Below are 19,662 nucleotides of genomic sequence, written 5' to 3'. Positions count from 1 at the left end.
ACACGACATCCGCGCCTCCATCTGGATGCACCCCGGATCCGCACTCCTCATGACCATCGTCGGCACCACCCTCTACCTCACCGGAGCCATGTAACACCGCTGGAAGGGCCCCGCACGCGACAGCGTGCTGGGCCCTTCCGTGTGCCCGGCGCATGCAAAGGCTCTGAAATTCCTTTTGGATTCAAGCAACCTCCACACCCCCTGCGGCAGTCCTTATGAGGGAACGCGGACATCCAAATGCCTTGGGGTACAACGGATGTGCTGCTGAACGACGCTGCCCGCGCACCCGCGGGCACTGACCTTGAAGGGAACTCGGCATGCGCAAACGCATCGCAACGGTCCTGTCGGCGCTGATCGCATCAGTCGGCATCGCCTTGATGATCGGCTCGCCCGCGGCGGCCTCGGAGTCCGACCGCGCGGTCGACGTCGACTGGTCGGACCGGTACTACAAGGAGTGCCTCGACTTCGCCAAGGTCTCCGGCTGCGTGCAGTCCTACGGCGACGTGCTGTGGATCAAGGACAACTCGGCGGACGGCTACGCCGTCTCGCTCTCCTGGCGCGACACCGGCAGCACCCGCTCGGGCACCTGCCTGAGCACCCTCGGCGAGGCCAAGGGCTGGGGTTCTTGCAACAAGAACTTCGAGGACGGCAGCAAGATCCAGTGGCAGCTCGGCTGGAACACCGCGAACGGCTGGCAGCACAGCGGCTGGTACGAGTCCTGGGTCTAGACGCTTGAACGACGAAGGCCCTGTGCGGTTCGCGCACAGGGCCTTCGCTACGTCTTGGCTAGCGGGCCGCCGTCGTCGGCGTCCCGATCAGGCGCGGGGCGATGACGACCCGGTCGATGTTCGGCGCCCACGCGCTCGCGTTGCCCAGCGTCAGCGATTCATCCGCAGTGGACAGTGTCACGGGGATGGTGCGCTGGGAGAAGCTGTTCCACGAGTACGTGTAGCGGAAGTACGCGTGGCCGACCTGCTCGCCGCCCTCGCTGACTTCGAGGAGCCGGTCGACGACCTGCGGGTTGTAGTCGTGCTGCCCGGAAGTCTCGGCGTTGGCGTAGTAGACGGTGAGGTCGTAGTCCCCGGCGGCGGCGAAGCCGTCGCGGGCGATCTCGACCGTGTTGGCGGTGCCGTTGCCGATCCAGCCCGCGAAGGCGTTCCCGGAGGCGTTGGTGCCGGTGCTGTCCGCCAGCGTCGTGACCGACGCCTGGCCGTGCATCGTCATGTCCTCGGCCTCGACCGAGACGGCCGCGTCGTCGGCGGCGCGGTCGCGGATCGTGGTGAGCGACTGGACGACCGCCCCGCCGGGCGAGCGCAGCTCGATCTCGTTGATGCCCTCGTTGAGGTTGAGCGTGGCGGTGGAGCGCCACTTCCCGGCCGCGCCGGACTCGACCGTGGCGACAGCCCGGCCGTTCACGGTGAGCTCGACCGAGGACGCCTTGGTGGAGGCCCAGTCGATCTGCACGTCGTAGTAGCCGGTCTCGATCGCCGTGGCGTACAGGTCGGCGCGGTCGTCGCCGGTGAGCGCGGCCCCGCCCTTGCAGTTGCCGGTCCACTTCAGCGACGCGCCGTTCTCGAGGCGGAAGCCGGAGGCCGGGTACAGGGTCGGCTCGCCTTCCTCCACTGAGGTCAGCGAGACCTTGTCGAGGGTGATGTCGGAGTTCGGAAGCTTCGTGGTCCCGTCGGCGCTGGAGCGGATCGACAGGGTGTGGCTGCCCGCGGTGAGGTCGACGAGGACTTCGGCGCTGCCGCGGTACTTCCAGCGGCTGTTGGCGTTGAGCGCCAGGTCGGCCGCGTACTGGATCGTCCCCTCCGAGGCGTTGTCGACGAACAGGGCGTGCCTGCCCGGGACGCCCGGCGCGCCGCCGATGACCTGGAGCCGGTAGGTGCCGTCGTGCGGCACGTCCACGGTCCACTCGGCGCGGGAGCCGACCTGGTTGAACGAGCCGACGTCCTTGCCGCCGGAGGCGAGGAACTGCCAGCCGCCGTTGGCCTTCGGGTCCTGGGTGTACACGGTGGCGGCGGTGAGGGCCATGTGCTCGGCCTCGATCGAGTCCTGCCACGGCTGGGCGGCGGCGTCGGCTTCGACGTCGCGGGTCTGGCTGGGCGTGATGACGAGCTGGTAGCCCGCGTACCGGTCGTACGTCGGGACGTCGAGGCGCAGCGCGCCGTCGTCGAGCGCGATCCCGTCGTACGCGGCGATCACGCGCGGGGTCCCGGCGAGGCCTTCGGCGCCGGTGAGGGCGTTCTCGCGGATCTCCACGTCGACCTTGTTGCCGAACACGGACTGGTCGAGGCCGCTGAGATCAAGGGCCACATCGTTGTCGGTGCCTCCCCACAGGACGGTGGCCCTGCGGTTGGCGTCGTCGACCGCGCCGATGCCCTGGAGGGTGTCGACGACGTTCGGGGTGGGCGGGGTGACGCGGACGGTCTCGCTGCCGTCGAGGTCGCCGTACCACTTGAACATCCACCAGCCGGCGTTCGCGCCGCCCGGCCTGGCGGTGTTGTCGGAGAGGTTGCCCGCGTAGTTCCAGTACGCGGTCTGGGCGTCCACCTTGGTGTCCTCGAACATGGTGAACCACTGGATGAGCTGGCCGGGGACGCTCATGTCGCGGAGCATCCCGTACTCGGTGATGTTGACCGGGATGGGGTCGAGGCCGAGTTCGGCTTCGAGCGCGCGGTAGTCGGCGAAGTTCTGCCGGTAGGACCCGAGGTTGTCGATGCCCAGCTCGTGCCAGATGAAGATGTCCGGGAGCGAGCCGTTGGCCTGGGCGAACTCGAGGATGTCGCGGCTGCGCTCGGGCTGCCAGCGGGTGTCGCCGGGGCCGCCGATGCGGGCGTGGCCGAGGCCGTGGCGCTCCCAGACCGCCTGGATCTTGTCGTAGGTGGCCTGCCAGTCGGCGAGGAACTGGTCCTTCTGGTTCGCCCAGTCGGGGTACCAGTTGCCGCCGTCGGGCTCGTTGTAGGGGATGAAGACGTAGTCCTGGGGGCGGTCGGAGTCGGTGGCGACGGCCTCGGCGACGAACTCGACGACTTCGAGGTAGTCCCAGACGCCGTTGCCGCCTTCGGTGTAGGTGCCGTCCTCGAGGTTGTAGGTGCGGGTGTCGCCGGGGCGCTTCCCGCCGTGGTAGGACCAGTCGGGGTAGTAGTCCTGCACGTAGATGTACATGTCTTCGCCGTGCTTGGCGAAGAAGCCGTCCTCGATCTTGATCGCGTCGCCGGAGGGGTGCTGGGTCCCGTAGGGGGCCTTCTGGGACGAGTTGGTGATGTGGGCGCCGTTGATGAGCGACTGGGTGGGCGCGCCCTCGTCGCCGAAGCCGTAGAGGGTGCCGCTCGCGCCGCCGCGGAAGTCGCCGGTGCGGTCGGCGAAGTCCACTGCCAGGACGTCGGGCTCGGCGGCGGTCGCGGGTGCGGCCAGCCCGGTGACGGCGGTCGCGGCGACGGCCGCGGCAGCACCAGTGCTCATGAGTCTCCTCAACATCAGGGGTCCTCTCTTCATTGAGGCGGATCTGTTGAAAACGATGGGGATCGCGACCCTTCGATCGCAGGTAGACCGTACCGATTTTTGATAACGATTTCAAGACACAACTTGAAATCGATTTCAGAAATGCGATACGGTTCGGTCTGTCAACGACGACGCGGCCGACTCCCGGCCGCGCACCGACGACCGGTAAAGGGGCATCGTGACCGATCAGTTCTCTTGGGGCAGTGCACGTCTCGAACTCGGATTCGCCTGGGGCGAGGACTCGCCCGTGTGCTTGACCGGGCTCACCCGCGACGGCGCGGCCGTCCCGGTCCACGCCGTGCCCCTCGTCGAGATCACGACCGCCAAGACCGGGAACACCCCCGCCGCCGACCGGATCTCCCACACCCAGCTGGGCCTGGCCCTGCGCTACGCCTCCCACGAGGTCGACGCGAACCGCCTGGTCATCCGCCAGACCGCCCCCGGCATCGAAGCCGCCGTCACCCTCGAACTCCTCCCTGGCGCCGAGGCCGCCGTCCGCTCCCGCGTCGAGATCCGCGCCGTCGGCGAGACCGCCGTGCTCCGCTCCGCCGCGTCCTGGTCCTCCGGCTTCACCCGCCCCGGCGCGACCGAAGACGACAGCCTCGCCGGTTGGCACCGCATCCAAGGCGTCAGCGACTGGTTCGGCGAAGGCCGCTTCGCCCGCACCGCGCTGCGCGGCATCGACTTCCCGCGCCTGTCCACCGAGCTCGCGCACGCCGCCCACGACCCCCGCGGCTTCCACGCCGTGACCTCCGACGGCACCTGGTCCACCGGCCGCCACCTGCCCGTGGCGGGCGTCGAGACCGCGGGCCTCGCCTTCGCCTGGCAGATCGAGCACAACGGCCCCTGGCGCTGGGAACTCGGCGAAGACCTCCACGGCGGTTACTTCACCCTCTCCGGCCCCACTGACACCGACTCGGCCTGGACCCGCGTCCTGCGCCCCGGCGAGTCCTTCACCACGGTCCCTGCCACCGTCGCCGTCGGCGGCGACTTCACCGAAGCCGTCGCGGCCCTGACGGACTTCCGCCGCGCCGCCCGCCGCCCCCACCCCGACAACGCCGCCATGCCCGTCGTCTTCAACGACTACATGAACACCCTCAACGGCGACCCCACCACCGAGAAGCTGCTGCCGCTCATCAAGGCCGCCAGCGAGGTCGGCGCGGAGATCTTCTGCATCGACGCCGGCTGGTACGACGACGGCGGCAACTGGTGGCCCAGCGTGGGGGAGTGGCAGCCCTCCACCACCCGCTTCCCCGGCGGCCTCAACGAGGTCATCGACGCCATCCGCGACGCAGGGATGACCCCCGGCCTCTGGCTCGAACCCGAGGTCATCGGCGTCCGCAGCCCCATGGCCGACAAGCTCCCCCCGGAGGCATTCCTCCAGCGCCACGGCCAGCGCATCGTCGAGCACGAGCGCTACCACCTCGACCTGCGCCACCCCGCCGCCGTGGCCCACCTGGACGGCGTCGTCGACCGCCTCGTCGCCGAATTCGGCGTCGGCTTCTTCAAGTTCGACTACAACGTCAACCCCGGCCCCGGCACGGACCTGAACGCCGACAGCGTCGGCGACGGCCTCCTCGCCCACAACCGCGCCCACCTCGCCTGGCTCGACTCCGTCCTCGACCGCCACCCCGGCCTCGTCATCGAGAACTGCTCCTCTGGCGCGATGCGCATGGACTTCGCCGTCCTCTCCCGCCTCGCCATGCAGTCCACATCAGACCAGCAGGAGTTCACGAAGTACCCGCCCATCGCGGCCGCCGCACCGATCTCCCTCCTCCCCGAGCAGGCCGCCAGCTGGGCCTACCCCCAGCCCGAGATGGACGCCGAAGAGGTAGCGTTCTGCCTCGTCACCGGACTCCTCGGCCGCTTCTACGTCTCCGGCCACCTCAACCGCATGACCGACGCCCAGCGCGCCCAGGTCACCGAAGCCGTCGCGGTCGCCAAGACGCTGCGCGCCGACATCGCCTCCGGCCACCCCTACTGGCCCGCCGGGCTCCCCGACTGGACCGAACCCTGGGTCGCCCTCGGCCTGCGCGGCGACACCGAAGACCTCGTCTCCGTCTGGCGCCGCGGCGGCGACGCCGCCGCCGAACTCCGCCTCCCGCACCTCGCCGGACGCGACCTCACCGTCACCACGGTCTTCCCCGCCGACCTCCCCGAATGGAAGACCGACTGGGACAAGGCCGCCGGCACCCTCACCGTGCAGGCCGGGGACGCCGAAACCGCCGCCCGAACCCTGCGAATCGCCTACTAGATCCCTCACTCGCAAAGGAGCGATGCAATGAAGAACAGGTTCCGCAACGCGCTGGCGCTCGCCGCCGCAGGCGCGATCACCCTCGCCGGGTGCTCCGACCCCGGCGCCGACACCGGCTCGGACGGCCCCGTCACCTGGCCCGCCCAGGACGCCGACCTCTCCGGCACGACCCTCACGATCTGGGCCGCCCAGAACTCGAACACGGTGCCCGACAGCGTGATCGCGGGCTTCGAGGCGCTCACCGGCGCCGAGGTCGAAGTGGTCACCATCCCCGACCCGTACGAGCAGGGCGTCCAGACGAAGGTCGCCACCGGCGACAAGCCCGACCTCGCGTTCTGGCAGCCCACGGCCTCCCAGCTGACGGCCCTCAACGCCACCCAGAACCTGCAGCCGCTCGACGACGCCCCCTGGCCCGACGACTACCAGCCCGAGCTGCGCGACATCACCGGCATCCTCGACGACACCCGCTACGCCGCGCTCGTCACCACCCCCGCCGTCGAGGGCGTCTACTACAACAAGGAGGTGTTCGCGGCCAACGGCATCACCGCGACCCCTACCGACTGGGACTCCTTCCTGCAGACCGCCCGCGACCTCAAAGCCGCAGGCGTGACCCCCTTCCACGAGATGGCCGGCGACAAGTGGGGCACCCAGTGGTGGGTGCAGGTCCAGCTCGCCGACGCCGCCGCCGACGGCCTCTGGGACCGCGTCAACACCGGTGAGGAAAAGTTCACCGACCCGACCATCCAGGGCGCCATCGACACCTACAAGGCCCTCATCGACGAAGGCCTGTTCAACGAGGACATCAAGACCGCCACGTTCGAAGACCAGGGCGCCGCGCTCCTCGCGGGCGACGCCGCCATGGTCATGCAGGTCAACTCGTTCTTCGGGCAGCTCCAGTCCCTCGCCGACACCGAGGAGCTGAACCAGAAGATCGGCTTCTTCCCGATCTCCCCGTCCGGCAACACCGGCACGTTCATCCCCGACCAGTCGAACGCGCTCGTCGCGTTCAAGACCGGCGACGAGCAGCGCGAAGCGGCCGCCCGCCAGCTCCTCTCCTACTGGATGGGCGACGGCTACCAGGACTTCGTGAACGCCCAGTCCACCGTCTCGCTCCAGACCGGCGTCGAGACCCCCGCCGACGTCCCGCAAGCGCTCCTGGACGTCAGCGCCTCCGTCGGCACCTCGGTCGGCTCCATGCAGGCCCAGGCCATCGCCAACCCGGACCTGTACATCTACCTCGCCGACATGATCCAGGGCACCAAGACGCCCGCCGAGGTCGCCGAGGCCACCCAGGCCCAGTTCGCCGAACTCGCCAAAGCCCAAGGCGCCGAAGGCTTCTAGAACCGCACCCCGAGGGGCGCCGGGCAAGGGTCAAGACCCCGGCGCCCCTCACCCCCTAGCAACGCCGCTACCAGGAAGGCCGAACTCCGTGACCACCATGCTCGCCAAGGGCAAGGCAGGACCCCGCCGCCAAGACCATCCGCTGTGGTTCCTCATCCCGGCGCTCGCGGTCCTGGTCGTGTTCTTCCTCGTCCCCACCGTCTTCAACTTCGTCTACGCCTTCACCGACTGGTCGAGCTTCAAGAGCGCCATCAACTTCGCCGGGGTCGACAACTTCACCTCCCTCTTCTCCAACGGCACACTCCTCAACGCCCTCAAGGTCACCCTCTTCTACGCCGTGCTCGTCGCCGTCTTCCAGAACGCGTTCGGCCTCGGCCTCGCGCTCCTGCTGGAGAAGGACACCCGAGTCAACCGCGCCGTGCGCGTCGCGTTCTTCGTGCCGGTCATCATGTCCGCCCTGGCGGTTGGCTACATCTTCCAGGCGCTGCTCAAGCCCGACGGCGCCCTCAACGGCATCATCGGCGCGCTCACCGGCGCGGACGTCGCGATCCCGTGGCTCGGGAACACCACCTGGACGATCGTCGTCGTCGCGATCGTCCACGCCTGGAAGTGGATGGGCCTGTCCATGCTCATCTACCTGGCCGGGCTCAAGACCATCAGCGAAGACGTGCTCGAAGCGGCCCGCCTCGACGGAGCCGGGCGCTGGACCATGTTCCGCTCCATCCGGTTCCCGCTCCTCGCCCCCGCCGTCACCTTCAACGTCGCGACCGCGCTCCTCGGCTCCATGAACGGTTTCGACATCGTCCAGGCCACCACCGAGGGCGGCCCCGGCGGCACCACCGAACTACTCAACATCTTCATCTTCCGGACCTTCGGCCAAGGCCTGTTCGCGCAGGCCACGACCATGAGCCTCATCCTGTTCCTCCTGGTCGCCGTCCTGGCGTTCCCCGTCATCCGGTTCCTGCGCAAGCGAGAGGACGTGCTGTGACCGTCACCGCCGAACGACCCCGCACCGCCGCGCCTGCCACCCCGGCGCGACGCGGGCCGCGCCGCCGCTTCCCCGTCCAGCCCGTCGCGGCGGTCCTCACCGCCGTCCTCGTGCTCGGCGTCCCCTTCTGGCTCGTCATCGCCACCGCCGCGAAAGACCAGGCCGAAGCCCTCAACCCGGACCTGTCCCCGCCGGGCGACTGGCAGCTCCTCCAGAACTTCGCCACCGTTTTCGAGGACGGCCGCATGGTCGCGGGCTTCTTCGGGAGCCTCCTCGTCATGGTCCCGGCCGTCGTCGGCGTCCTCATCCTCGGCTCGATGGCCGCGTGGATCCTCGGCCGCCGCGGCGGGAAGCTCACCGCCGCGATCTACGCGCTCGGCATCTCCGGCATCGTGCTGCCGCCCGCCGTCGTCACCATCGTGCTCCTGCTGCGCCAGCTCGGCCTCGCCGGGACCGCGCTCGGCATGATCGGCGTCTACATGGGCATGTACCTGTCCACAGTGATCTTCTTCGTCACCGGATTCGTCCGCACCATCCCGCACGAGCTCGAAGAGGCCGCCCGCGTCGACGGCGCCGGACCCGTGCGCACCTTCATCCGCGTCATCCTGCCGCTCCTGCGGCCCGTCCTCGCCACCGCGACCATCCTCATCTGCCTCTACATCTGGAACGACGTGTTCTACGCGCTGTTCGTGATCGGCGGCCGCCTCGACACCCTCCCGCTCAATCTCTACCAAGTGGCCAGCGCGGGTCTGTATCTCCAGAACTGGCACCTCATCTTCGCCTATATCATCCTGATGAGCCTGCCGCTCCTGATCACGTTCGTGGTCGCGCAGCGCAGGATCATCTCGGGCATCACGAGTGGTGCCGTGAAGTGAGGAGTGCCGTGGGCAGGGCGGGGCGCAACCCGACGATCTCAGACGTCGCCGAACTGGCGGGCGTCTCGGTCCCGACTGTGTCCCGCGTGCTCACCGGCGCCGCGAAGGTCAGCCCCGCCAAACGCGAACTGGTCGAGGCGGCGATCGCCGAACTCAACTACCGGCCCAGCGCCGCCGCCCGGGTCCTCGTCTCGCGCAAGTCCCAGACCATCGCGGTCATCGCGGGCAACACGTCCCGCTACGGGTACGCCGAGACCATCCGCGGCATCGAGATCGCCGCCCGCGCCGAGGGCTACACCGTCATGATCACCGTGGTCGAGAGCGCCGACGACGACGAGGTCGACCGCGCCGTCTCGGCCGTCCAGATGCAGACCCTCGCCGGGATCGTGGTCCTCAAGTTCGACCCGGCCGGGGTCGCCGCCCTCCACAGGCTCGGCACCGACGTGCCCGTCATCGCCCTCTCCGGCACCCGCGAAGCCGGTGTGCCCCAAGCGGTCCTGGACGAAGCGGCCGCCGCCGAGGAACTCACCGAGTACCTCCTCGGCCTCGGCCACCGCACCGTCCACCACGTCCGCGTCCCCCCTTCCCGCCGCGTCGACGGCCGCACCAGCGGCTGGAAACGCGCACTGCGCAAGGCCGACGCCCCCGTCCCGGCGATCCACGACGCGACCTGGGACCCGCTCAGCGGCGTCCCGATCGGCCGCGCGCTGGCGGCCGACCCGGAGGTGACGGCGGTGTTCTGCGGGAACGACGAGATCGCGATGGGCGTCATGCGCGGCATCACCGAAGCGGGCCGCCGCGTCCCCGAGGACGTCTCGGTCGCCGGCTTCGACGACCACCCGCTCGCCGAACTCTGGTCCCCGCCGCTGACGACGGTCAAACAGGACTTCGCCGGGCTCGGCACCCGCGGCTTCCAGCTCCTCCTCGAATCCATGAACGACGAAGGGGCCCGCAGGTACTCGTCCGAGCGCCCGAAGATCTCCTTCCGCTCCAGCACCGCCCCGCCGCGCGCTTAAAGCACGCGGGAGAGGAAGTCCCGCGCGAGGGAGACGATCTCGTCGAGACTGGTCTCCAGCGCCCAGTGCCCGGCGTCGAGCAGGTGCAGTTCCGCATCGGGGAGGTCGCGCAGGTAGGCGCGGGCCGAGGCCTCGGGCATGTAGCCGTCCTGCGGCCCCCACGCGATGAGCGTCGGCGGCTGGTGCTCGCGGAGGTAGGCCTGGTAGCGCGGGAACCAGTCGAGGTTCTCGCGCAGGCCCTCCATGAGGCCGACCATGACGGCCCGGCGCTCGGGCGTGTCCAGCTGTGACCAGGCCAGGGTCCAGAGGTCCGGTGGAATGCGCGCCGCGAGGTCCGGTCGCACGTCGTTCAGGAACTCCTCGCGGAAGCCCGCTTCGCTCACGGCCGCTTCGAGCGTCGCCCGCCCCTCAGGGGTCGGACGCTCCCAGTATTCGCGCAGCCCTTGGTATTTCGGCCCGAGCGCGTCCTCGTAGATGTCGCCGTTCTGGACGATCAGCGCACTCACTCGCTCCGGTGCGGCGATCGCGAGGCGCAGGCCGATCTGGGACCCGTAGTCGTGCAGGTAGAGCGCGTACCGGTCGAGCCCGAGCCGGTCGGTGAAGCGGCGTAGGAACCGGGCGTAGCCGTCGAAGGTGCACTGTTCGGGCGCTGGCGTGCCGCTGTAGCCGAAGCCCGGGAAGTCGGGCGCGACGGTGCGCCATTGGTCGGCGAGGCGGGGCATGAGGTTGCGGTACTGGTAGGACGAGCACGGGTAGCCGTGGGGGAGCACGACAACCGGGGCGTCCGCGGGGCCGGCCTCCCGGTAGAAGACCTCCGTGCCGTCGAGGTCGAGGCGCTGGTGCCGGACAGTGTCGTCCGGACTGGTTCGGGCGGTCTGTCCGGTCTGCATGTCCGTCTCCTTCCCGGAAGTCCGGTCAGCGGCGCGGTGTCGCGTCGCAACACGGCCGAACCGGGTGGCTTTCCGCACCGGGACGGCGGTAAACACGCGACCGCGAGTGGGGTTGGTGAGGAGCGCATGCCCACAGGCCCCCGGCGCGGCGCGGCGCGAGATCGGGACCGGAGAACGGACCATCATCCGCCCGCCGCCCGCCGCCCGCCGCCCGCCGCCCGCCGCCCGCCGCCCGTGCGGAACGTCTGGCAGCTCGTAGCCGTATGTCGTACCCTCGCGCGATCATTGACTCGGGGGCCTGGCGCGCCGACACACCCGACCCCGGGGGCACCAGCCAGCGCCGCCCGCCGCCAGTCGACACCCCGCCGTCAGCGAAGCTCGCGGAGCAGTCCGGCCACCGGCCCGAGACTCAACATTCCACTTCCCGCGCCCGCGAGCTCGCCCGCCGCCGGAGCCAGCGCCGCCTCCGCCCTCGCCATCGCCTCCTTGTCGCCCAAGGCGATCGCCGCCCTCCCCGCCAGCGCCAACATCGCCTCCAGCATCAGGTCGCCCGGCGGGTCCGGCACGCGTCGCAGCGCCGCCGCCGCTTCGGACTCCCGACCCGCGCCCGCCAACAGCACCGGGCCGACCCAAGGACCGTAAGGGCCCCAATCGGTTTCGTCCGCGAACGCCAAAGCCTCCCCGCGCTCCAACCGCACGCACAACAGCGCCAGCGGCAGCAACCCCCGCTGCACGCCCGGCATCCCCGACCCCGCCAGTCGCGCGTCCGCCGCCCGATAAGCCGCCTCGACCTCCGCGACCGGCGCCCCGAGCGCCGCATCGCGCATCGCCCGGTACCAGTCAGTGAACACCCCCGTGAGCGGCCGCTCGTGTCGCTGCGCCAACCGGTCCGCTTCCGCCGCATGCGCATCCGCGCCCGCGAAGTCCGCCAGCGCGCTCAACGCCTGCACCCGCACCAGATGCCCCAGGATCGCGTACGCGGGCAGCCGGTGCCGCGTCGCGACCTCGACCAGTTCCGCCCCGATCCGATCCCGCTCCGCAGCCAGCCCCGCCCGCCCGAACGACTGCATGAACACCCCATTGAGGGCGAACGCCAGCAGTGCCGGATCGCCCAGCTCCCGCGCCAGCCGCTCCGCCTCGGCCGCCGCCTCCGCCGGACGCGGCCCCGGCACGCCCCGCGACTCCACCGCGACCACCGCCAGCAGCCGCGCCCGGTCCACCTCGTGCGCCCCTTCGCCCAACCGCGCCAACGCCCGCTCCGCTGCCGCCACGATCCGGGCCGACCGCGCGGGATCGTCCGACCGCGTCCAGATCGCGGGCACGTCATAGCCGCCGATCACCCGCGCCGCGAGCTCCGGATCGTCCAACCGTTCCGCCGCCGCCACGGTCGCCGCCCGCTGCTCCTGCGCCGTCCCGAGCCCCGCGCCCCCGGTCAGCGCCAGACTCCGCAACAGACCGACCGTCGACTCCAGACGAGCAGACGACCGCGCCCCCACCGTCTGGTCGTACGCCGCCGCCGTCGCGGCCCAGACCGCCTCGGCCCCTTCGGCACCAGGATCGGCCTGACGCAGCAGGTCCGTCTCCAACCGCCGCAACCGCGCGTTCGGCTCCACCCCGTGCCGTTCGTCCAGCAGCGCCCGCGCCCGCCGCAGCACCGCGAGCGCATCCGCCTGCCGTCCACTGCGGTACAACGCCAACGCCAGCAGCCGCCACGCCTCCTCGCGCCACGGATGCTCCGACACCAGCACGTCCAGGCCCGGCACCGCCTCGCCCGGCCGACCCGTCTCCAGCAGCGCCCCGGCCCGGCGCTCGACCGCGCCCAGCCGCAACTGCTCGAGCCGCGACCGCTCCGCACCCGCCCACGCCTCGTCGAAGTCCGCGTACGCCGCGCCCCGCCACTCCCCAAGCGCCCCATCGAGAACCGCGACCGCCTGGTGCGCCGGCAGAGCCTCCGCCGCACTCACCGCCGCCTCGAACCGCCACGCGTCCACCGCCTCCGGCCCGACCCGCAGCGCGTACCCCGGCCCCTCGGTCACCAGCACCCGCGCGGGCGAACGCGGCCGCCGGTCCGGTTCCAGCGCCCGCCGCAGCGCCGCCACGAACGTCCGCACCGCGCCCACCGCCCCCGCGGGCGGCTCCGCCCACAGGTCCGCGACCAGACGATCCACCGCCACGACCCGGCCCTGCGCGGCCACCAGCCGCGCCAGCACCGCCCGGTGCCGCGGCCCCCGCAGGTCCAGCGCAGACCCCGCCTCGTCCCAGGCCAGCACCGGACCGAGCACCCCGATTCGCACCCGCACGGCCACCTCCGTTCCGGTGCCAAACTATCGCGCTCATCCAACGCTCATCGGCGACTCGCACACTCGAGGAGACCCACCGAACCGACAAGGAGCAACCATGAACCTCGCGATCCCCGGCTTCGACTACCACCGGATCGCCGTCGCCGACGGCGTCGCCCTCAACACCGCCGTCGGCGGCGAAGGCGACCCGGTCGTCCTGCTCCACGGCTTCCCGCAGACCCACCTCATGTGGCGTCACGTCGCCGCCGAGCTTGCCGCCGACCACACAGTCATCGTCCCCGATTTGCGCGGCTACGGCGCGAGCGACAAGCCCGCCGAGACCGGGCCTGAGACGTACGCCAAGCGCACCATGGCCGCCGACATCGTCCGCCTCGCCGAACGGCTCGGCCACGACCGCTTCGCGCTGGCCGGGCACGACCGCGGCGCGCTGGTCGCTGTCCGCGCGGGCCTGGAGCACGCGGACGCGGTCTCGCATCTGGCGATCTTCGACGTCGTCCCGACCCTCGACATGTGGGAGGTCCTGCACGGCGCGGACGCGGCGGTCGCGTTCCACCTCTACCTGATGGCCCAGCCGCCCGGCCTGCCCGAGCGGATGATCGCGGCGAGCGCCGACGAGTTCTTCGGCCACTTCCTCGACGTCTGGACGAAAGACCCGGCGGCGATCCCGGGCCCGGTCCGCGCCGAGTACCTGCGGGCCTCGCGCGAGGCGGTCCCTTCGATCGTGGCCGATCTTCGCGCCTCGTCGGGCATCGACCTCGACCACGACCGCGCCGACCGCGCCGACGGCAACCTCCTGCGCATGCCGGTGACTGTGGTCCAGCAGGACTGGGGCGCGGCCCTCGGCTACGACGCGGCGGCGGTCTGGCGCGCCTGGGCTCCGGACCTCGACCACCGGCTCACCGACGCCGGCCACTTCATGGCCGAAGAGGACCCGGCTTCGGTGGTGAAGGCCTTGCGGGACCTGCTCGCCCGTTAGACCCTTTGTCGCACAGAGAAAGGGCGTGCCCCCCGAACCTCGGGAGGCACGCCCTTCCGCTAGGCGACAGCTGGCGCGTGCGCCCGCTGCCACAGGACCGCCGAGAGCCACACGACCGCCGCCGCGAGCACGACCAGCGCGAGCTGGAGCGCCAGTTCGGGCACGAAGGCGCGCAGGCCGATCGGGAACGTCGAGGCCGCGTACAGCGCGAGCGGGATGCGGGGCGCGCCGCCGCGCCACAGTCCGGCCGCATAGACGACGGCCGCGAGGATGAACAGGATCGAGGCGACGGTGAGCGCGGTCCCGAGCGGCCCGGCTCGGAGCGCATCCACTTGGGACGGTTCGAGGTAGGCGAACACGAGGTTGATCACGAACTCGACGCCCACGAGCGCCGCGACGGCCGCGAGGCTCGCGGCCAGCCCGACGGTGAGCAGGCCGTTTCGCCTGCCGCGGCAGGCGATGTAGAGCCCGAGCATGAACCCGATCGCGAAGATCTGCGCGAGCGGGGCGAGGAGCTGCGTGACCGCCGTGGTCGGCAGGATCTCGGCCCGCTTAGCGGTGTTGACGAGGATGATCGCGGCGCTGAGCCATCCGGCGACGGCGGCGAGCCGCAGTTCGAGGCGGGGGAGGGATGCGGTCATGGAGACCTCCGAAGCGAGGGAATAACGCTTGTTATCTGAATAACGATTGTTATGCTGGTGGCGGCGTCCTGTCAAGCGCAGGCGCCGAACCGTTACCGAGCAGCGGAGCCGCAGATGTCCTCATTGACCGTCGCCGAGCAGCTCGTGCGCGGCGGCCGCGACCTCATCGGCCGCGAAGGCACCGGTGACCTCTCCGTCCGCCGACTCGTGGAGGCCGCGGGCCGCTCGACCATGTGCGTCTACAGCCACTTCGGCAACCGCAAACGCCTGCTCGCCGAGGTCTACCGCTCCTGCGCCGCCGACCTCCTCGACGCACTCGCCAAGGCCCCCAACGCGAACACCCTCGAACGCGGCTACGCCGCCTACGCGCACGCCGAGCCCCGCCACTTCCAGTACCTGTTCGCCGCCGACCTCGACGCCTTCGGCATCGACCAGTCGCTCCGCCTCGACCTCATCGCCTCGGTCCTCGACCTCGCCGCCGACCGCCTCGGACCAACCACAGAGGACGAAGCGCTCGCCTGGTGGCTCCGCGTCCACGGCGCCGTCTGGCTCGACACCCTGCAAAGGCTCGCAGGTCAACCCGACCGCTTCAACACTGAAGCCGCGCGCGGCTAAGACGCCGCCGCGCGTTCGGCATTGCCTCTGAGGACACAGAACTCGTTCCCCTCGGGGTCGGCGAGCACGGCCCAGCCGGTGCCGTCGGCGTTCCGCCGATCATGGACAAGAGAGGCACCGAGCCCGAGCAGCCGCTCGACCTCCTCCTCACGCGTGGTCTTCGGGCGCAGGCACAGGTGCAGCCGGTTCTTGACGGTCTTCGGCTCCGGGACCTGGTTGAAGAAGATCGCCGGGCCGCCCGGCAGCATCACTTCCGTCTCCTCGTCGCCGGGCCTGTCCTCCGGGTGCAGGGGACGGTCGAACACCTTGCTCCAGAACAGCGCCAGCTCGTAAGCGTTCGCGCAGTCGATCGCGACGTTCTGCAGTTCCGAGACCATGCCCGCGAGTCTGCCGCAGCCACCCTCCGGCCGCCACCGGAATACGGCGGGAGGGCGTGCGCGAATGCGATCTCGTAGGAGACGACGGCCGCGCGCCGCAACGGCGTAGTCGCGGGCGCGGGGGAGTGCGCCCGCGCCCGCTAGCTGATCTCGTCCACCAGCCGCCTCGCGGCGACCTCCGCGCCGTCCGTGCGGATCATCGCCCCGACCTCGGCCGCCCGCCGCACCGTCCCCGGCGCGAGCGCCTGCCGCAGCGCCGCCGTCAGCGACTCCCTCGTCGCCACCGGACCGTCATGCGCCACACCGGCACCCAGATCCGCGACCCGGCCCGCCCAGTACGGCTGGTCCACGATCTGCGGCACCACCACCTGCGGCGAGCCCGACCGTGTCGCCGTGGTCGTCGTCCCCGCCCCGCCGTGGTGCACGATCGCGGCCACGCGCGGGAACAGCGCCTGCTGGTTCACCCCGCCGATCACCAGCACGTCGTCGCCGCCGACACCCTCGCCCAGCTCCGCCCAACCGCCCGCGAGCACCAGACGCCGCCCGTTCGCCCGCGCCGCCGCCACGGCCACCTGCGCCGCGTCCCGCGCCGCCTGCATCGGCATCGACCCGAACCCCGCGTACACCGGCGCCTCGCCCGCCTCCAGGAACGCCTCGAGCTCAGGCGCGAGCGGGCTCCGGTTCTCGAGCATCCACGCCCCGGTCTGCACCACGTCCAGACCCGTAGGCTCCCAAGGACTCAGCACCGGATCGGTCGCCAGCCAAGGCTGCGCGGTGTAGGTGTGGTCGCGCACGTTCGCGACCGCAGGGAGCCCGATCGACGTCCGGAACCCGTTGGCGGCCTCGCCGAACAGGCCGTTCATCTTCTCGACGTCCCACTCCCACCGCGCCATGTTGTCGGTGACCTCCTCCGGCCAGGCCCACCCCCGCATCGGCGTCGGCGGGTGCGAATGCGACGGCAGCGTCGTCGGCTGGAGCACCGCGCACACGAACCTGACGCCCAGCAGCTCGGCCGCCGCCCGCGCCCCCACGACGCTCGGGAACAGCCCCGTCCCCACGATCGCGTCGCACCCGTCCTCGGCGGCCGCCAGTAGCGCCCCCGCATAGTCCTCCACGAGCTCCCTCGCGTGCCCTTCGAAGTCGGCGAGCAGCCGCTCCATCTGCCCCGGGTTCCTGCCCGTGACGAGATCACGCACGGATCCGCCCACCTTCAGGTGCGCGACCCCGACGCTCCCCAGCACCTCCGTGAACTCCGGATCCGGCGACGCGACGACCGCCGTCTCCGCGCCGAGGGCCTGCAGCCGCTGAGCGAGCGCGGCGAGCGGCTCGACGTCCCCGCGCGACCCGCGAGTCGAAAGCAATACGCGCATGTCCGGTCTCCCTCTTTCGCACCGACGATGGCTTCGATCCGCCATTGTGCCCCAGGTCAGAGCCCCTTTCTGCAGCCCCGTGCACCCGGTTTCCGGGCCGGTGCTAGAAATAATGAGAGGGGCAAGCGGAAACGCCGGCCCCTTCGTCGTTCCCCTCGAACGCCCCGGAGACCCCTGATGCTCGACGAGATCCCCGTGCTGCGCGCCGCCGCCGAGCGCTACCGCGACGCGGCCATCGCGGCGGGCCAACCCTGGCCCGCCCCGGCCGCCCCCGACCCGAACCCGCCGCTCGACCTGGCCCGCAAGGTCTTCGACACCGATCACCTCCCCGAACAGCTCCTCTGGATCCAGAACCTGGGCTGGCACGACCGCCACTTCGTCAACGGCTGCTCCATGGAGCCCTGGCCGACGCACGACAGCGTGCGCACCGCTTTCGACTTCCTGGTGCTCGCGGCGGGCGTGCCCTTCAATTGGCGCCGCCAGATCCCGCTGTTCTTCCACGACGAGATCGTCTTCATGTTCGTCCTCGACGGCGACCGCGTCGGCGAGATCTGGCGGTACGAGATCGACGTCGACAACTTCGGCACAGCGATCCGCGCCGCCACCAGCCTGGCGACGCTCTTCGACCAGTGGACCGCGGGCCTCGCCTCCGGGCTGTTCAGCTACAGCCCGGACCTCGGGTGGTTCTCCACCTCCGGCAACGGCGGCACCGAGGAGTTCGACCTCTACCCCGGACTCGACGTCCTCGCCTTCCCCGTCTACATCGGACAAGAACCCTGGCTCCGCGAACGCCAGCGCGCCTGCGGCGTCGACACCGCCGCCGCCGAACGCGACTTCGACGAGCACGAGCAGGCGATCGACGAAGCCGAAGCCGTCTACCGCTCACTCGCCCTCGACTAGCCCGGCACCGCCTCCTGCCCGCACGGCCTCGGCCGGCCTTGACGCCGCGTTCCGCTCACCCGGTCTCAGTCGCGTCCGATCCAGGTGGCGAGGTCGACTTCGTTGCCTTCCGGGTCGGCGAGGGTCCAGTACATCGGCGCATGACGGTCGCTGACGAGCGTGCCCCCGGCCGCGAGCGCAGCGGCGACCCGCGCCTGCCTCGCATGCTTGCTCCTGCCCGCCCGCTCGCCCGGTGGGCGCCTGCCCAACCGGCCGACCGGCCTTCTGCCCGACCGGCCGACGCCGACCGCCTGACGCCGCCGGTCCGGTGCCTTCCGACCCGACCTTCGCTGGTCGGTCAGGCGTGGTGGGCGAGGACCCGATGTGCGTCCGGCAGATCGGCCGGGTCGGTGTGGACGGTCGCGCGGGTTAGACGCGGGACCGCGTGGATGAGCCGGTGCTCGGCGTCGACGGCGATCGCATGCGCATCGGTGACCGTAAGCGCCGCATCCACGACGATGTCCACTTCCCCGTGCAGCTGGTGCCCGACCCACCGCAGCCGCACCGCGCCCACACCGCTCACGCCCGGAGTCCCGGCCAGGACCGCTTCAGCCCGGTCCACGGTCTCAGGGTCGACCGCGTCCATCAGACGCCGGTAGATCTGCTTCGCAGCGTCCTTGAGCACCAAGGCGATCGCGACCGTGATCGCCAGACCCACAATCGGGTCGGCCCACCCCCAGCCCATCGCCACCCCTCCTGCGCTGAGTAGGACCGCGAGCGACGTGAATCCGTCGGTCCGCGCGTGAAGCCCGTCCGCGACAAGCGCGGCCGAGCCGATCCGACGCCCAACGCGGATGCGGTACCGGGCGACGAGTTCATTGCCGCAGAACCCGACCAGACCCGCAGCGGCCACCGCCCACAGGTGCTCGACCTCGGCGGGATGACGAAGCCGGTCGATCGCCGCGACCCCCGCCGCGACGGCCGAAGCGGCGATCACCACGACGATGACGATGCCCGCCAAGTCTTCCGCGCGGCCGAAACCGTAGGTGTACCGCCGGGTCGCCGCACGACGCCCGAGGACGAACGCGATGCCGAGCGGGATCGCGGTGAGCGCATCTGCGACGTTGTGGAGCGTGTCGCCCAGCAGCGCCACCGAACCGGTGAATGCCACGACGACGGCCTGGGCAGCGGCGGTCGCTCCGAGGACCGCCAGGGAGATCCAGAGCGCCCGCAGGCCTTCGCGACTTGACTCCATCGCACGGTCGACCTTGTCCGCGCTGTCGTGCGAGTGCGGCGATACCAGGTGTTTCAACCGGTCGAGCCAGGTGTGGGTATGGGCATGGTCGTGATCATGTTCGTGCTCGTGACTGTGTCCATCGCGGCCGTGGCTATGGCCGCCATGGTCGTGCGTGCCATGCGCCTGGGCGTGGTGCGGGTGGTCATGGCCGGACATTGGGCTCCCTGCCTTCAGCGATGTCGAGCGGCGCGAACCCTTTATTATAGGCCGATCTACCAGGCAAAACGCTCGCATCTGCCCAACCCTGGCAAGAGCCCACCCCTCCTACGGGCGAAGTGCACGAGCTGTCTCGACGCCGAAGGGCCGGAAACCGCTGCGCGGTTTCCGGCCCTTGGCTTG

The 19,662-nt window shown here is 70.8% G+C and carries 16 protein-coding genes and 1 pseudogene; 9 read left to right on the top strand and 8 right to left on the bottom strand.

Annotation, left to right across the window (positions count from 1 at the left end):
• The first annotated feature begins 317 nt into the window (after positions 1–317).
• On the top strand, positions 318–728 hold the full coding sequence (locus tag ACGGCP_RS26405; RefSeq protein WP_392971576.1) for a hypothetical protein: 411 nt from the start codon (positions 318–320) through the stop codon (positions 726–728).
• A 58-nt stretch (positions 729–786) separates the two neighbouring features.
• Here ACGGCP_RS26405 and ACGGCP_RS26400 read toward each other — a convergent pair whose 3' ends face one another.
• The gene (locus ACGGCP_RS26400; protein ID WP_392971573.1) at positions 787–3,465 is read right to left on the bottom strand and encodes a hypothetical protein; all 2,679 of its coding nucleotides are present in this window, start codon (positions 3,463–3,465) and stop codon (positions 787–789) included.
• A 217-nt stretch (positions 3,466–3,682) separates the two neighbouring features.
• Here ACGGCP_RS26400 and ACGGCP_RS26395 point away from each other — a divergent pair, with 217 nt between their 5' ends.
• The 5 genes from ACGGCP_RS26395 to ACGGCP_RS26375 all read left to right on the top strand — a co-directional run bounded on the left by ACGGCP_RS26395 (position 3,683) and on the right by ACGGCP_RS26375 (position 9,978).
• Positions 3,683–5,758, top strand: coding sequence for a glycoside hydrolase family 36 protein (locus ACGGCP_RS26395; RefSeq protein ID WP_392971570.1), 2,076 nt, complete (start codon positions 3,683–3,685; stop codon positions 5,756–5,758).
• A 27-nt stretch (positions 5,759–5,785) separates the two neighbouring features.
• Entirely contained in the window at positions 5,786–7,099 is a 1,314-nt protein-coding gene (locus tag ACGGCP_RS26390) for an ABC transporter substrate-binding protein (protein ID WP_392971567.1), read from the top strand.
• A 97-nt stretch (positions 7,100–7,196) separates the two neighbouring features.
• Positions 7,197–8,087, top strand: coding sequence for a carbohydrate ABC transporter permease (locus ACGGCP_RS26385; protein ID WP_392971582.1), 891 nt, complete (start codon positions 7,197–7,199; stop codon positions 8,085–8,087).
• On the top strand, positions 8,084–8,962 hold the full coding sequence (locus tag ACGGCP_RS26380) for a carbohydrate ABC transporter permease (RefSeq protein ID WP_392971564.1): 879 nt from the start codon (positions 8,084–8,086) through the stop codon (positions 8,960–8,962). The genes ACGGCP_RS26385 and ACGGCP_RS26380 overlap by 4 nt, the downstream gene beginning before the upstream one ends.
• An 8-nt stretch (positions 8,963–8,970) precedes the next feature.
• Complete coding sequence (locus tag ACGGCP_RS26375) at positions 8,971–9,978, top strand: LacI family DNA-binding transcriptional regulator (protein WP_392971561.1); 1,008 nt, start codon at positions 8,971–8,973, stop codon at positions 9,976–9,978.
• Here ACGGCP_RS26375 and ACGGCP_RS26370 read toward each other — a convergent pair.
• Both ACGGCP_RS26370 and ACGGCP_RS26365 read right to left on the bottom strand, forming a co-directional pair.
• A complete protein-coding gene (locus ACGGCP_RS26370; protein ID WP_392971558.1) occupies positions 9,975–10,868 on the bottom strand; it encodes an alpha/beta fold hydrolase in 894 nt (297 codons plus the stop codon). The two genes, ACGGCP_RS26375 and ACGGCP_RS26370, sit on opposite strands and share 4 nt — an antisense overlap.
• Positions 10,869–11,236: 368 nt before the next feature.
• Positions 11,237–13,168, bottom strand: coding sequence for a BTAD domain-containing putative transcriptional regulator (locus ACGGCP_RS26365; RefSeq protein WP_392971555.1), 1,932 nt, complete (start codon positions 13,166–13,168; stop codon positions 11,237–11,239).
• A gap of 97 nt (positions 13,169–13,265) precedes the next feature.
• Between ACGGCP_RS26365 and ACGGCP_RS26360 the strand changes: the two genes are divergently transcribed.
• Complete coding sequence (locus ACGGCP_RS26360) at positions 13,266–14,144, top strand: alpha/beta fold hydrolase (protein WP_392971552.1); 879 nt, start codon at positions 13,266–13,268, stop codon at positions 14,142–14,144.
• A gap of 59 nt (positions 14,145–14,203) precedes the next feature.
• Here ACGGCP_RS26360 and ACGGCP_RS26355 read toward each other — a convergent pair whose 3' ends face one another.
• Positions 14,204–14,785, bottom strand: coding sequence for a hypothetical protein (locus ACGGCP_RS26355; protein ID WP_392971549.1), 582 nt, complete (start codon positions 14,783–14,785; stop codon positions 14,204–14,206).
• Positions 14,786–14,899: 114 nt separating this feature from the next.
• Here ACGGCP_RS26355 and ACGGCP_RS26350 point away from each other — a divergent pair, with 114 nt between their 5' ends.
• Positions 14,900–15,400: a TetR/AcrR family transcriptional regulator gene (locus ACGGCP_RS26350; RefSeq protein ID WP_392971547.1), complete on the top strand. Its 501-nt coding sequence runs from the start codon at positions 14,900–14,902 to the stop codon at positions 15,398–15,400.
• On the opposite strand, the gene ACGGCP_RS26345 is transcribed toward ACGGCP_RS26350, so the two are convergent.
• A complete protein-coding gene (locus tag ACGGCP_RS26345) occupies positions 15,397–15,777 on the bottom strand; it encodes a VOC family protein (protein ID WP_392971544.1) in 381 nt (126 codons plus the stop codon). The genes ACGGCP_RS26350 and ACGGCP_RS26345 overlap by 4 nt on opposite strands.
• A gap of 140 nt (positions 15,778–15,917) precedes the next feature.
• Complete coding sequence (locus ACGGCP_RS26340; RefSeq protein WP_392971541.1) at positions 15,918–17,147, bottom strand: glycosyltransferase; 1,230 nt, start codon at positions 17,145–17,147, stop codon at positions 15,918–15,920.
• Between the two features lie 177 nt (positions 17,148–17,324).
• Here ACGGCP_RS26340 and ACGGCP_RS26335 point away from each other — a divergent pair, with 177 nt between their 5' ends.
• The gene (locus ACGGCP_RS26335) at positions 17,325–18,047 is read left to right on the top strand and encodes a hypothetical protein (RefSeq protein ID WP_392971538.1); all 723 of its coding nucleotides are present in this window, start codon (positions 17,325–17,327) and stop codon (positions 18,045–18,047) included.
• A 65-nt stretch (positions 18,048–18,112) separates the two neighbouring features.
• On the opposite strand, the pseudogene ACGGCP_RS26330 reads toward ACGGCP_RS26335, so the two are convergent.
• Both ACGGCP_RS26330 and ACGGCP_RS26325 read right to left on the bottom strand, forming a co-directional pair.
• Positions 18,113–18,241, bottom strand: a pseudogene (locus ACGGCP_RS26330) (VOC family protein); the annotation flags it as partial.
• Positions 18,242–18,384: 143 nt separating this feature from the next.
• Positions 18,385–19,479, bottom strand: a complete 1,095-nt coding sequence (locus ACGGCP_RS26325; protein ID WP_392971535.1) for a cation diffusion facilitator family transporter — start codon at positions 19,477–19,479, stop codon at positions 18,385–18,387.
• Positions 19,480–19,662 lie beyond the last annotated feature (183 nt).

The sequence above is a fragment of the Glycomyces sp. NPDC048151 genome, assembly GCF_043202775.1.
In the GTDB taxonomy this organism is placed as follows: Bacteria; Actinomycetota; Actinomycetes; order Mycobacteriales; family Micromonosporaceae; genus Glycomyces.
The sequence above is the reverse complement of the archived record's forward strand: the minus strand, read 5'-3'. Positions and strand labels throughout refer to the sequence as shown.